This is a genomic window from Okeania sp. SIO3I5 (assembly GCF_010672085.1).
Taxonomy (GTDB): Bacteria; Cyanobacteriota; Cyanobacteriia; order Cyanobacteriales; family Microcoleaceae; genus Trichodesmium.
The window spans coordinates 1-14,172 of the sequence record NZ_JAAHHT010000242.1 but is presented as its reverse complement, the minus strand read 5'-3'; the positions used below and the strand labels follow the sequence as shown (position 1 = coordinate 14,172).

General features: G+C 36.8%; 9 protein-coding genes. 4 read left to right on the top strand and 5 right to left on the bottom strand.

Features of this window, described 5'->3' with window-relative positions; translation table 11 throughout:
* Positions 1-270: 270 nt before the first annotated feature.
* A complete protein-coding gene (locus F6K40_RS33110; protein ID WP_293142305.1) occupies positions 271-1,641 on the bottom strand; it encodes a cytochrome P450 in 1,371 nt (456 codons plus the stop codon).
* A gap of 586 nt (positions 1,642-2,227) precedes the next feature.
* Here F6K40_RS33110 and F6K40_RS33105 point away from each other — a divergent pair.
* Together F6K40_RS33105 and F6K40_RS33100 are read left to right on the top strand one after the other, a co-directional pair.
* A complete protein-coding gene (locus tag F6K40_RS33105) occupies positions 2,228-4,765 on the top strand; it encodes a glycogen/starch/alpha-glucan phosphorylase (RefSeq protein ID WP_293142303.1) in 2,538 nt (845 codons plus the stop codon).
* Between the two features lie 232 nt (positions 4,766-4,997).
* Entirely contained in the window at positions 4,998-5,120 is a 123-nt protein-coding gene (locus F6K40_RS33100; RefSeq protein ID WP_293142301.1) for a hypothetical protein, read from the top strand.
* 337 nt (positions 5,121-5,457) lie between these two features.
* Here the strand turns inward: F6K40_RS33100 and F6K40_RS33095 are convergent, their stop codons facing one another.
* Positions 5,458-7,947, bottom strand: coding sequence for a GUN4 domain-containing protein (locus F6K40_RS33095; RefSeq protein ID WP_293142299.1), 2,490 nt, complete (start codon positions 7,945-7,947; stop codon positions 5,458-5,460).
* A 393-nt stretch (positions 7,948-8,340) separates the two neighbouring features.
* Between F6K40_RS33095 and F6K40_RS33090 the strand changes: the two genes are divergently transcribed.
* Positions 8,341-9,348, top strand: a complete 1,008-nt coding sequence (locus F6K40_RS33090; RefSeq protein ID WP_293142297.1) for an adenosine kinase — start codon at positions 8,341-8,343, stop codon at positions 9,346-9,348.
* A 288-nt stretch (positions 9,349-9,636) separates the two neighbouring features.
* Here F6K40_RS33090 and rplY read toward each other — a convergent pair whose 3' ends face one another.
* The gene (gene rplY / locus F6K40_RS33085) at positions 9,637-9,936 is read right to left on the bottom strand and encodes a 50S ribosomal protein L25 (protein WP_293142295.1); all 300 of its coding nucleotides are present in this window, start codon (positions 9,934-9,936) and stop codon (positions 9,637-9,639) included.
* Positions 9,937-11,018: 1,082 nt separating this feature from the next.
* Positions 11,019-12,332, bottom strand: coding sequence for an adenylosuccinate synthase (locus F6K40_RS33080; RefSeq protein WP_293142293.1), 1,314 nt, complete (start codon positions 12,330-12,332; stop codon positions 11,019-11,021).
* Positions 12,333-12,785: 453 nt separating this feature from the next.
* Here F6K40_RS33080 and F6K40_RS33075 point away from each other — a divergent pair, with 453 nt between their 5' ends.
* Positions 12,786-13,850, top strand: a complete 1,065-nt coding sequence (locus F6K40_RS33075) for an amidohydrolase family protein (protein ID WP_293142291.1) — start codon at positions 12,786-12,788, stop codon at positions 13,848-13,850.
* A gap of 103 nt (positions 13,851-13,953) precedes the next feature.
* On the opposite strand, the gene F6K40_RS33070 is transcribed toward F6K40_RS33075, so the two are convergent.
* Positions 13,954-14,172: hypothetical protein (locus tag F6K40_RS33070; protein WP_293142289.1), on the bottom strand; the 219-nt coding region annotated here is incomplete at its 5' end.

Below are 14,172 nucleotides of genomic sequence, written 5' to 3'. Positions count from 1 at the left end.
AAAAAACTTCCTATCTTCATAACTACTCAATCTTTACAATTCTTTCTCCTCCTGACTCCTGTCTCCTGTCTCCTGTCTCCTCCAGAGTTAAGCAATCTATAACTGTTTAACCGGATTTGATATTAGGAGGCAAATCAATTATCAGTATAGTAGTGGATTGACACAACTTAAATGGTGCAATAAGTGTAGGTTGGGTTGAGGGACGAAACAAGGGCAACAATATTCCCCTCCTGCTCCCCTCCTCCCCTACTCACTAATGCACAGTTTTAGCTAAAACAGTCCACTATTGCTATTATTAAATTTTTGTTTCACAACCATCAGCATATTTCCTGGTGGCGCCATTGTCACCCCCCTCCGAACAGGTTTCATTGGTCGAGCAGAAACTAACTTAAGTTCGCACTGTGATAAAATCGTCGCCAATACTAACTTCATTTCAAATAAAGCAAAAGCATAACCTATACAACGACGACTACCTCCTCCAAATGGTAAATACTCATAAGGTGAAAACTGTCTTTCCAGAAAACGTTCCGGTTTAAACTTTTTGGGTTCTGGATAAATATCTTCCCGGTGATGAGTCAGATAAATAGACACCATTGCCACCGTTCCCGGTTCCAATTGATAACCCATAATTTCTACAGGTTTCTGAACAACTCTAGGGAAAGCATTGATAATAACGGGATAAATGCGTAAAGTTTCTTGACAAACAGCATTGAGGTAAGGAAGTTTAGTAATAGCAACTTTGTCCGAATTATTGGGAAGAGTGGTTAATTCTTCCCTAAGTTTTTCTTGTACTGATGGAGTTTTATCAATCCAATATAACGCCCATGCTAAAGATGACGTTGTAGTTTCGTGACCAGCTAAAAGCATTGTGAGCAATTCATCCTTAATTTCTTCGTCACTCATGGGATTACCTGCTTCATCACGCGCTTCTAGTAATAAACTGAGAATATCATCACGATGATTTCCATCTTCCCTTGCAGCTTGAATTTCTGCAAGCACTAGCTCATATATTTTTTGCCTTTTTCGCAAAAATCTCCCCCACGGACTCCAAGCTCCCCAGTCTTTTTGCAAGAAATTGAAGAACAGAAAAGTAGAACTAAGGGGAGAACTCATAGAGTCGAGAATATCAGATATAAGAAGCCTAAGTTTTTCATAACGTTGTCCTTGGTTTAAACCCAATACAACACCAAAAATTATCTTGAGAGATATTTCTTGGATTGACCTACGGATCGGAAAAGGTTTATCTATTTCCCACTCACTAATGACATCAGAAGTAAGGTTATAGATTAGGTCTCCATAGTTACGCATCCGATCGCTATGAAAAGGCGGCATTAATAGTTTTCTTTGCCGTTGGTGGCGATCGCCCTCTTGGAGCAGTAGAGAATTTATACCCAACAAATTCTGCAAAACACCATTACTACCCCCTGAAGTAAAGGTATCAGGGTGAGCAGTAAAAATTTGTTGAGTGGCTTTAGGATTACAGAAGTAGATAAAAGGGAATGAGGAGTTAGTATTTGTTCTAAAAATATCTCCATATTCTAAATATGGCTCTTCTATGGTAGATAAGGGACTCAAAATAAATTTCCAAGTCCGGATTCTTTGTTGTAATGGTGAGAGGGCAGGGCCATTAGGTAATGTCATTTCAGTTATCAGTTATCAGTTCCTCCAAACTTAATTATACAAATATGATTTTCTTGTAACTTCTGTACGGGCGAATGGCCATTCGCCCCTACTGACTTCTGACTTCTGAATATATGGCCAAAAAATGCCCAAATCTTGGAATCAATTCTGTAAAAATGATTAAAACTAAATTTTGATCTATACTCTAAAACCCTTGATAGTTATAGACTTTGATTTTGCCTAGAATAGAAATATAATTCGATTGGCCAATGTCACTTCATCCGAAAGTTTCCTATAGAATAACTCCTGTGTGGCAAAGCTAATGAGTCTTAATATTACGATCATGCTGTTCCAAATGCTTATGCTGATGGAATAGAGGGATTAGGAGTAATTCCCCTTATGGATAGCACCTGGAAAAGTAAGTTTATACCATCTATAAACTTACAAACTCTACCCACCTTTCTACTGAAATAAACGGACTTACGCACTCAAACAAGAAACTGGGTTTATTGTCCTGATTATTGTTTTTCAAATGACTAAATTTCGTCGATAAACCCAGTTTCTGCGTAAGTATAAAATTGATGACAGTAAAATTTAAGGAACGCTAATGAATCAACCTATCAACCCTACTGCTGAAAATCAAATTCGGGTAGAAGACGATCGCACAGGCATGAGTATCACTACTCTGAGACGTGCCCTAGCTGATAACCTATTTTATTTGCAAGGGACCTATGAGTCAATGGCCAAACAGGATGATTTCTACCGTGCTTTGGCCTATACTATACGCGATCGCCTACTCCAACGGTTTCTGGCCACAATTCGTACCTACAATGAAAAAGATGTTAAAGTAGTATACTATTTATCAGCAGAATTTCTGATGGGGCGTCACCTAGGTAATAGTTTAATTAACTTAGGCATATATGAAGAAACTCGTCAAGCTGTTAGCGAATCTGGACTAAACTTGGATGAACTACTAGAACAAGAAGACGATCCAGGTTTAGGAAATGGCGGTTTGGGTAGGTTAGCAGCTTGTTTCTTGGACTCTCTAGCTACCCTGGAAATTCCCGCGATGGGTCACGGTATTCGCTACGAGTTTGGCATTTTTACCCAAACTGTACAAGATGGTTGGCAAGCAGAAATTCCTGATAAATGGCTGCGTTTTGGCAACCCCTGGGAAATAGCTCGTCCAGCAGAAAAGGTAGAGGTCAAGTTTGGTGGTACTACAGAAGCGTATCGTGATGATAAAGGTCATTATCGGGTAACATGGGTTCCTGGTGAAACTGTTATTGGTATCCCTTATGATACTCCTGTTCCTGGTTATAAGGTTAATACAGTTAATCCTCTACGTCTGTGGCGTGCAGAGGCGAGTGTAGATTTTAAATTTGAAGAATTTAATGCTGGAAATTATGACGGTGCAGTAGCAGACAAAATGAGTTCGGAGACAATTTCCAAAGTTCTCTATCCGAATGACAACACTCCCCAAGGTAAGGAACTCCGACTCAAGCAGCAATATTTCTTCGTTTCCTGCGCTTTGCAAGATATCATCCGCAGACATTTGCTCAACAACCAAAGCTTAGATAACTTAGGCGATAAAACAGCAATCCAGTTAAATGATACTCACCCTGCTGTTGCTATTGCAGAAATGATGCGGTTGTTGATTGATGAGTATGATATTGATTGGGGGCGTGCTTGGCATATTACTCAAAATACTTTTGCCTATACTAACCATACCTTATTACCGGAAGCGTTAGAACGTTGGGTAATTAGTTTGTTTGGTAGTCTGCTACCTCGTCATTTAGAGATTATCTATGAAATTAATCACCGCTTTATAGAGCAAGTGCAAACTTGGTATCCTAAAGATAAGGAGTTAATCTCTCGTGTTTCTATAATTGAGGAAACCCCAGAAAAAGCTGTTCGGATGGCTAATTTGGCGACTGTCGGTAGTCATGCAGTGAATGGGGTAGCAGCTCTACACACAGAATTGCTGAAAAAAGGTGTACTCAAAGATTTCTACAAACTTTTCCCAGAAAAGTTCCTCAATAAAACGAATGGAGTAACTCCCCGTCGTTGGATTTTATTGAGTAATCCTAAACTTTCTGCCTTATTTTCTGAGAAATTAGGAGATACTTGGTTGCGAGATTTAGATAAACTCAGGGAACTGGAAAAATATGTTGGTGATGCAGAATTTTGTAACCGTTGGCGACAAATTAAGCAGGAGAATAAAGCTCGCCTGGCAGAACACATTTTAAAGCATAATCGGATTGAGGTTGATATTAATTCTCTGTTTGATATTCAAGTCAAACGTATCCATGAGTATAAACGTCAACATTTGGATTTATTTCACATCATTACTCTTTACAACCGGATTAAGCAAAATCCTAGTATTAATATTCAACCTCGCACATTCATTTTTGGTGGCAAGGCAGCTCCTGGTTACTACATGGCAAAGTTAATTATTAAATTGACTAATGCTGTTGCTGATGTAGTTAACAACGACCCTGATGTACGTGGTCGTCTGAAAGTGGTTTTCTTGGCTAACTTTAATGCTTCATTAGGTCAGTTAATTTATCCTGCTGCCGATTTATCAGAGCAAATTTCTACTGCTGGCAAAGAAGCATCGGGAACTGGTAATATGAAGTTTGCTATGAATGGAGCGATGACTATTGGTACTCTTGACGGAGCTAATATTGAAATTCGTGAAGAAGTGGGAGCAGAAAATTTCTTCTTATTTGGTTTGACTGCACAAGAAGTCTCCGATTTGAAGGCTAAGGGTTATAAACCTTTAGATTACTATAATACAAATCCAGAGTTAAAGGCTGTAATAGATCGGATTGCTAGCGGTCAGTTTAGCAAAGGCAATGCTAATCTATTCAAACCTTTGATTGATTCTTTGCTCTATAATGACCAATATATGCTATTAGCTGACTATCAGGCTTATATTGAATGTCAGAAGCAGGTGAGTCTAGCTTTCCAAGACCAAGAAAAATGGACAAAAATGTCTATTTATAACTCGGTTCGTATGGGTAAATTCTCTTCTGATCGCACAATTAGGGAATATGCGAAAGAGATTTGGGGAGTAGAATCAGTTAAGATAGATCAAGAAACTTATGTTCAAAATAATGCTGGTTTGAAGGTAGATAATTAATTAACGAAGCAGTCAGCGGTTAGCAGTCAGCTAATCAGCAGAATTTTTCGGGGACTGGAGGAGATTTCAACTCCTCCTAAACCACTCTCTCCTTTAATACCTAAAACTTGCATAACATTATCCCACTCATCTTGGGTAACATGAAGACTCTAATATTCTCTGCACTGTTATTTTCAATACTCCTACAGATGGCAAGAGCTAGAGCAACTTGAGTCGTTTTATTTGTGTATCTGTGGCAAAATCAGTGTCTTGCTTCTTCTTGCTCTTGAGCGATCGCCATTTTCAGTTGTCAGTAGTTTCAGCGATCGCTTTTTACAGCGGTTTTCATCAGAAAAGAGTGAAAACTCCTAGTTGATCGAGGGTTTGGAGACCAAACCCTTACGGTCTGGAATTATACCGATACTACCGGATTTGATATGACTTCTAACTTTGATAAATCTAGGAGTTATGCAGAAACCAGGTTTATCAACGAAATTTCCTGACTTGAATCATTAGGGTAATAAACCCGGTTTCTTGTTTAGGATTTACTTAGAATAATGATACAAGTTTCTTTGCTGCTGACGAATGTTCAACCAGATTCTATGATTAGGAATCAAATCAACTGATAACTTATTACTGGATGCTGAAATAAAGAAAACTCGTAAAATTCAACCTCTCAAGCTTTTTTCTGTTGATGACTAAACGCTTATGTTTTACAGTCTGCAAATCTCTGCGCGAGAGAAGATCCAGAAATCTACCCACTTTCTTTCCCACACCACTATAAAGGGAAGGTGGCCTCGGTTAGACGTATTCTGATAGTTCACCCCATAATCCCATCCTACTGCTGCTATAAACAACTTCCACACCTCTTGATAATCCTCTTTCTTGTAGCCTTTGAAACCCAAACCTCTCATAATTTTCTTTTGTACAGAAAAGCCGAACTTATTATCACTATATTTTACCCAAAGTTTGTCTACTATATAGAGTTCTGCACACGGAAATTTTTCTACATCTTCTTTTTCCAAGTATTCTTGCTTCTCTCGCCCTGCTACTTGCAACATAACACGATAAGTTTCCTCATCTGCCTCTTTCCACTTCTTAGCAGCTAGGAATTCACGCAGTTTAAAATATTGAGGAGGTAAACTTTGTGGTAGTGAAACTTCTAGGAGTTTTTTGATGGAAGCATTTTCAAAAATATATTTTTCACGATATTTTTGCTCGTTATTCAATGTCATTTCAGAGCAAAGTAATTGTTGAATTTTTGGATAATTTTTAAGCCAATAATTGGCATTTCCTGTTTCCTGATCGTTGGGTTTAGATTCAGGACTAAGTACGATAGAATTATTTGATGGCAGAGATTTATCAACAGCATCTTTTTCTAACTGAGCAAGTAAGTCTAGATTATTCCTTAGTGCTAAAAGAAGACGGGGATATTTAAGGATAAGTGCCGTAAACTTACTTATTTGTTCTAGATTTAGTGTATTTTTTTTATCAATTTCATCAAAAGTAACTCCAATAGAATAATAGGCAATGTAAATTCTTAATCTCAGGGCATTAATATATTGTTTTAAACGACGGGGATTATAATCAAAAAAAGGAGCAACTATCTCTATAATTTTAGCAAGGCTTTGTGAATCTAAATCTTTTTCAATAATTGGGAAAATAGCTAAATCTGGAAATGAAGTCTTAGCCTCTTGAAATTTTAAGTTTTGTTCTGAGACAGAAGACTCTTTTGTCTCTGTTTTCTCCACTTTTTTTGGTGAATAGCGTTGCTGAATTAAAGTATAAAAATAAAAGAATAATCTATCATTCAAGGGATAGTTTCTAGCCAACAAATAAAAATTATACAGAAAATAAGCAATGATAACTTTTTCTATCAATTCTTGAAGTAAATGTTTTATATCTGTAAGTTTTGCGGAAAAATTAAACACTTTAACCACTCTGCCAAAAAAACTATGAGACATTCCAAAAAAACGTTTTTCTTGTTTTTCTGGATCAGCTTTTGTTTCTGCCTGCATTTTTAAGATTTTTTCAACAAAACCATCCAATTTATTTTGAGAAGGTGCAGGAACTAAGAATGATAATTGCACAAACTTTTCCAAAAAACTAAAACCATAATCAACCTTTTTCCTCAACTTCTGCTCTTCATTTTCTTCTAGTTGATTTTCGACGATCGCTGAACTTAGAAAAGGAATAATATCTCTTTGTTTAAAACTTATTGCTGCTGCTACCTTTTCCCGATCCATACCCAAAATAAAAATTATATTTGGGTCATTAGAAATCATCATATTTAGAGCTTGCAATAAGTCAGCAGATTTACCCAACTCACAACGATCAATATCATCAATAAAAACATAAATCTTCTCATCTTTATCCACATAAGTATTGACAATTTTAGAAAAATCCTCGTGAAACTTTTCAACAAAAGCAACTTGTTTTTCATAATTAGGATCGTTAAGATATTGAGTTAAATCCATTTTCGGGTCGCCAATTAAATCCCCTATTATTCTAATAAGTTGAACTATTGAAGCGAAGGAAGCAATAACTAAGCCACTACGAAAAAAACTCTCGTTTAGATTTGAATCTGTTTTAACAACGTCTGCCAAAATTTCAGACAAATAAGGAATTATCCTAACCCAAACAATGAAAGACACAACTAGAATAGCTACAATAGTAAAAATAATTAACAAAAATCTTATTAATATTTGAATTACTTTTAGCGGTTGCACCATGACATTAAAACGAGAAATTGATAACTTTAAAGCATGATAAATATTAATTACACAATTACGATTATTAGACAATTGTTCTAAAAAAGATAGAGCAAAACTCGCCCAAAGTGATTCAGATTTTTCATGCCGCCAAGCATTGAACCAAATTGTTTGAGTTTTCTGCTTAAATATCAATTTCCAAAACTTGAACTTGAATATAAAAAATTTATCCTTCTGTATAATTTTCTTTAAATCTTCCTGATCTAATTCTTTAGACTTCCTTTTAACCTCAGTTTCAAGTTGTTTCATAAAAGAAGATTTACCGCTACCCCATTCACCTTCAATAGAAATAGTTAGTGGCGGTTTAGTATTTTTATCAGTTAAAAACTCACCCATTGCTATAACATAAGGAGTAAAACCAAGTTCATCTTTTGTCGTAGGTTGGTCTCCTAGGGTAATAATTTGCTTTGAGTTTTCTGTAGATTCTGGCATAATTTTAAAAGTCAATAATTAACGAACCTTCATTAATGGATAATGGATAATGGATAATGGATAATGGATAATTACCTCTCCCTTTTAGGGAGAGGATTGACGCTTTAGGAAAAAATTTATTTCTCTTGGTCGATTAGATATGGCGCCGGTCACCTATCCATTTCTCGACCGCTTTTTCCCCTTTCTTGGGGAGGCTTTAAACCTGAATTCACTAATTATTTAATTGTTTAATTATTTCGGTAATACTAATTTCATCAACTTAGACTACACTACTTATCTTAAACTGAAATGTGAAATAATTTCCTAAAATTACTGTAGCGTATATACAAATTATTTTTGACTTGATTCACAGGACATGATATTATACTAAACGGCTAAATAATAGAAAAGTAAATGACAGCAGTAAACACCCAAAAATTAGATGTATATGGTGTCGGTAACGCTCTAGTTGACATCCTCGCACTTGTAGAAGAAGACTTTATCACTAAATATTCTCTGCAAAAAAGCGGAATGACTCTGATGGATGCTCAAACACAAGGAGGAATTTTGGCAGGACTGGAAAACATATCTTTAAAAAAACGTTCCGGAGGTTCAGCAGCAAATTCCATGATAGCGATCGCTCAGAGTGGAGGAACAGGTATTTTTGTAGCCAAAGTTGCCAGCGATCCCAACGGAGAACTATACCGTCAAGATATGCTAGATTTTAAAATAGAGTTTAATGTAGCTCCTGTACTTACAGCAAATGAACCTACTGGTACCTGTGTTGTACTGACAACCCCTGATGCAGAACGTACCATGTGTACTAACTTGGGAGCATCTGTAAATCTCAGTGCTAGTGATATTGATGCAGAGCAAATTAAGCGTTGCCAATATACTTATGTAGAAGGTTATTTGTGGACTGGAGACGATACAAAGCAAGCTTGTATTCAAGCAATGGAACATTCTAAGCGCCAAGAAGTAAAAGTTTGTTTTACCTTCTCAGACCTGTTTTTGGTAGATCTGTTTGCTGATGACTTCCGCCAGGTACTTTCAAATTATTGTGATGTATTATTCTGCAATGCTGATGAAGCGCGTAATTTCTCTGGAATAGACTCTTTAGAAAAATCTGCAATGAAAATTGGGGAGTTGGTAGAAACAGCTTTTATTACCGATGGCAAAGAAGGTTGTTTAGTAGTTAAGGATAAACAAATTACTCCTGTCCCTGGGTTTCCGGCAACAGCGATTGATACTGTTGGTGCAGGAGATGCTTTTGCTGGAGGTGTGTTGTATGGTCTCACCCATGGTTATCAACCTACTCAAGCTGCACGTTGGGGAAATTATTTAGCTTCTAATGTTGTACAAATTCAAGGTCCGCGTTTAGAAGGATCTTGGGCAGATAAAGTTGAGCAAATAATTAATTAGCTTATCAGCTATCAGCATTTCAGCTATCAGCTTTTATAATTTGTAGTGGACTGTTTCAACTAAAAATGTAGGCTCTTGTAGAACGACAGTGAAACCCAAGAAAACCTTACTAATTTTGGGTTTATCCTGCGGATAAGCTCCGAAGATAGTCCCTCAACCCAACCTACATCTATTGCAACATTTAAGATGAAACAGTCTACTACTAGACCTGATAACTCATAACTGAAATAACTGGTTGTAGGGGTTTGATTACCAAACCCCCACAAAATATGTTTAGGCGTCAATAGTTCAGCGATCGCTAACGGAGAAAAAGCTTAGGTGATAAATCTCAGGTTTATAGGGATGATATTGAACTTCCCTAAGAACAGTTTTCCCATTCCAGGAAATCTCAGGAACTTTAAGATCAATAATAGTCTTGTTAGCGGAGGCATTCTTTAATAACTGCTGCGCTTTCTTAACATCAATTGTTAATTCAACTGATTCTGTAACTTGATGACCATACAAGACTGCAGGAATTAATCCTTCCCGTCGTAAGGCTTTAGTTTTACTACCTTCAGGTCTTTTTTGACATTCTACTGTAACTTCCATCTTGACTTTTTTCTCTTAATTTGCTTATTGATTATATCAAAATTTAGTAGTCCTGCATAGCAATGGTCAAATCAATTCAAAATTGAAAATTATAGCAGGGAACAGGGAACAGGGAACAGGGAACAGTGGGAAAAACATTTCCTAGTCTGAGATTCATCATCAGTAATTGTCAAGAGCCAACTCTTTCTCTGCTATATTAATTCTTGCATTATAACCTCTGCCTGTTTGCGTAGCATGAGCAGGAAAGTCAGAAGCTTAAAATCAGGAAAATATTTTTGATTTTTTCGAGCTGGAGAAGAACGAGGCTTGAATCCTTATATCATGTTCGGTTGAATACTTATAAATAATTATCAAGGAGTCAGGAGTCAGGAGTCAAGAGTCAGAATTTCTGGAGAAAGGAGTCAGGAGTCAAAATTTCTGGAGAAAGGAGTCAGGAGAAAAGTAGAAGTATAATATCTTTTCCCTACTCTCAGCAGCTCAAATTTTATTTATAACTGATTATCCGAACATGATATTAATTAAACAGAAACAATTATTGAAATTAAGTTTGAACCAAAAATTTTGAACTTTAGAATGCACGAATTTTGAATTCAAAAAATGGTCATTTCAGTTATCAGTTATCAGTACCTCTGGCTAAACCCAGAGGTTTGAAATAATGAAGTTTATTCTTTAGAATCTCCATAAAATAGGGAACACTTAACTGGGAACACTTAACTGGGAACAGGGATAACCCACCCCTAACCCCTCCCAGGAGGAGAATAATTGATAATTTATGGATAATAATTGATTTTATTTTTTATTTTTGGAGATGCCTAATAATAAAAAATTGGCATTGCTGAAATTAGGTATGAAATTTGTATCGGAGTAATATTGATAGTAAGGAAAAAAGCTGTGCATGACTACTAACTACTGTACGGGGATTTCCTAGGTCATGCTCCTAATTACGCGAATCGCCCCTATGACTACTGACTACTAAAAATCATACAATAATTCAGCAACGCCAAAAAATAAAATCAATTATCCCACTCTTATTCATCAATTCTTTCTCCCTACTCCCTACTCCCTACTCCCTACTCCCTACTCTAAGAATATAACAATCCCCGCTTTGGTCCATGAATCGGGTCTTCCACCACAATAGTCTGGTCACGACTTGCCCCAAGAGACACAATAGCAATAGGTACATTCATCAATTCTGCCAAAAACCGCAAATAATCCAAAGCTTGCTTGGGTAAATCTTCCAGAGTTCGACAATCTACGGTTGACTGTTGCCAACCAGGCAATGTTTCATAAATAGGCTTACACTTTGCTAATTGTATAGAACTACTAGGAAAATCTTCGCAACGCTCACCCTCCATATCATAAGCCACACAAACCTTAATCTCATCCAACTCATCCAACACATCCAACTTAGTAATCGCCATACAATCCATTCCATTAATTCGGACTGCATAACGTCCAATCACCCCATCAAACCATCCACAACGACGTTTACGACCAGTAGTTGTCCCAAATTCGGCTCCGCGATCGCCTAGTAATTCCCCAACCTCATCTTTAGCTTCTGTGGGAAATGGTCCTTCTCCCACTCTAGTAGTATAAGCCTTAGCTACCCCAATCACTCGGTCAATCATTGTCGGTCCTATACCAGTACCCACACAAGCACCTCCTGCCACTGGATTTGAGGAAGTAACATAAGGATAAGTACCGTGGTCTAAATCCAATAGAGTACCCTGCGCTCCCTCAAACAAAATATTGCGTCGCTCCTGAATAGCATTGTAGATATTTAAAGACGCATCTATAACATGAGGTCTTAAGCGATCGGCATACTCTAAGTATTCTTTAACTACTGCCTCTGCATCTAAGGGAGATAAATTATAGAGTTTTTCTAGAATTACATTCTTATAATTAACAGTCCAATGTACCTGCTCTTTCAATCGATCTGGATTAATCAAATCAATCATCCGAATCCCTGTCCGCTCGGATTTATCCGCATAAGTTGGACCTATTCCCCTACCTGTCGTCCCTATTTTTTGACTGCCCCGACGTTCTTCTGATGCCTTGTCTATCATTCGATGATAAGGCATTGTTACATGAGCAGCTTGAGAAATCATTAACTTTGCCGTAGAAATGCCTAAAGCTTCTACTTGGTCTAGTTCTTCAATTAGAACCTTGGGGTCTATAACTGTTCCCGAACCAATGATACACTCAGTATCAGGATAAAGAATACCTGAAGGAATTAAGTGTAGTTTAAATGTTTGGCCTTCAACAACTACTGTATGGCCAGCATTTACGCCCCCTTGGTAACGTACAACTACATCTGCTGACTTGCTAAGTAGATCGGTAATTTTTCCTTTTCCTTCATCGCCCCACTGGGCACCTATTACAATTACGTTAGCCAAGGGTCTCCTCATACGGATAGTTAACACAATTTGTTATTCTTACATTAACAAAAAATTATGTCAATTCATTTTTATTAATTTTTGTTACAGTAAATCTGCTCTGTTGTAAATAGGGAGGAGGCCAATCTTATTTTTTCAAGAGCAATCGGCAATGCTCTACTATAAGCTGTTGCTGATGAAATAGCAGTATCTATAAATAGGTAACTATAAATCAAAGGAATTGCTCTTCTAGGGTAGCTATGATAAATTACTAAAAAATAAACTTTATAACCATTGCTATGCAAGGACTATGGGAATACAAAAAAGCCTTTTGATTTGGTTAAATCTTGTGGTATTTAAGGGCTATAATCTGTAAAAAACTTAGGTAAAATATGACTGAATGATTTCGCTAACATTCTCAGATTTTAATCATACTTTTCCCAGACTAAAATATTAAGAATAAATCATATTTATATGGCTTTACACGCAGAATTACATCGGCATTTAGGAGGCTCCGTAGTCCCTAGAGTTTTATGGAAATATTTTCAAGGTCAAAATCAGGAACTGGCAACTCGTTTTCCTGAATATGAACAATTTGAAGAGTTTTATACGAAACCACGGAACACTTTAGAGGAATATTTAGAACTACATACTTTGGTAGAACAGGTTCAAACTATTGAGACTTTACCATATTTTATTTATCGCTTAATTCGTGGTGCTTATACTTTTGAAAATTTAGCTTATTTGGAGTTACGTTATACTCCTTATTTGAGAACTCCAGACCATTTATCTCAGTCTCAACGTATAGATTTAATGTCAGAAATAGTTACGGTTGTAGGTAAGGCAGCTCAACAGAATGAGTATCCAATTGTGACTAGCCAAATTTTATGTACTCACACTCGCTTGCCTAATGAGGTAAATCAAGCAATTGTGGATTTAGCGGTGCAAATGCCGGAATATGTGTGTGCTATAGATGTGGCAGGAGGGGATAATAATTATAAAGAACGGATAGATGAGTTTATTAAACTCTATAAATATGCTCGCGAACAAGGTGTAAAAACTACCGGACATCTTTATGAAACTCTTAATGGTTGTCATCCTGAATTATTACCTTATTTAATGCGAATTGGTCATGGAATTCAAATCCCTTTAAAATATCCAGAGTTATTAAAAGAAGTGGCGAACCGAGGGCAATGTTTAGAAGTTTGTCCGACGACTTATTTCAAAACGGGTACTATGGATAATATGAGTCAGTTGAAGACTGTATTTGACAAATGTTTTGATGCTGGGGTGGATATTGCTATTTGTACGGATAATGCTGGTTTACATAATGTACGTTTGCCTTTTGAATATGAGAATTTATTGACTTTTGATGTGATTGATTTTCGACAATTACAAGCTTGTCAAAATGCTGCTTTTCGTCATGCTTTTGCTTGGCCTCATGGTAAACGACCAGAGGAAATGTTAACAGGATTATTACAACCAGAACCTTTTTTAAAATTTAAAAGTCAAAATTCAAAAGTCAAAACTCAAAAGTAGATATTAAAGCAAGAGTCGATTCATTTTCTGAAGCACTCGGGCGTGGAGATGAGTAGTGGAATTTTTCCATTTCTCTTTTGTTGCGTAGGTCGCAAGAGTCGATTCATTTTCTGAAGCACTCGGGCGTGGAGATGAGTAGTGGAATTTTTCCATTTCTCTTTTGTTGCGTAGGTCGCAAGAGTCGATTCATTTTCTGAAGCACCCAGACGTGGAGATGAGTAGTGGAATTTTTCCATTTCTCTTTTGTTGCGTAGGTCGCAAGAGTCGTTACATTTTCTGAAGCACCCAGGCGTGGAGATGAGTAGTGAAATTTTTCCATTTC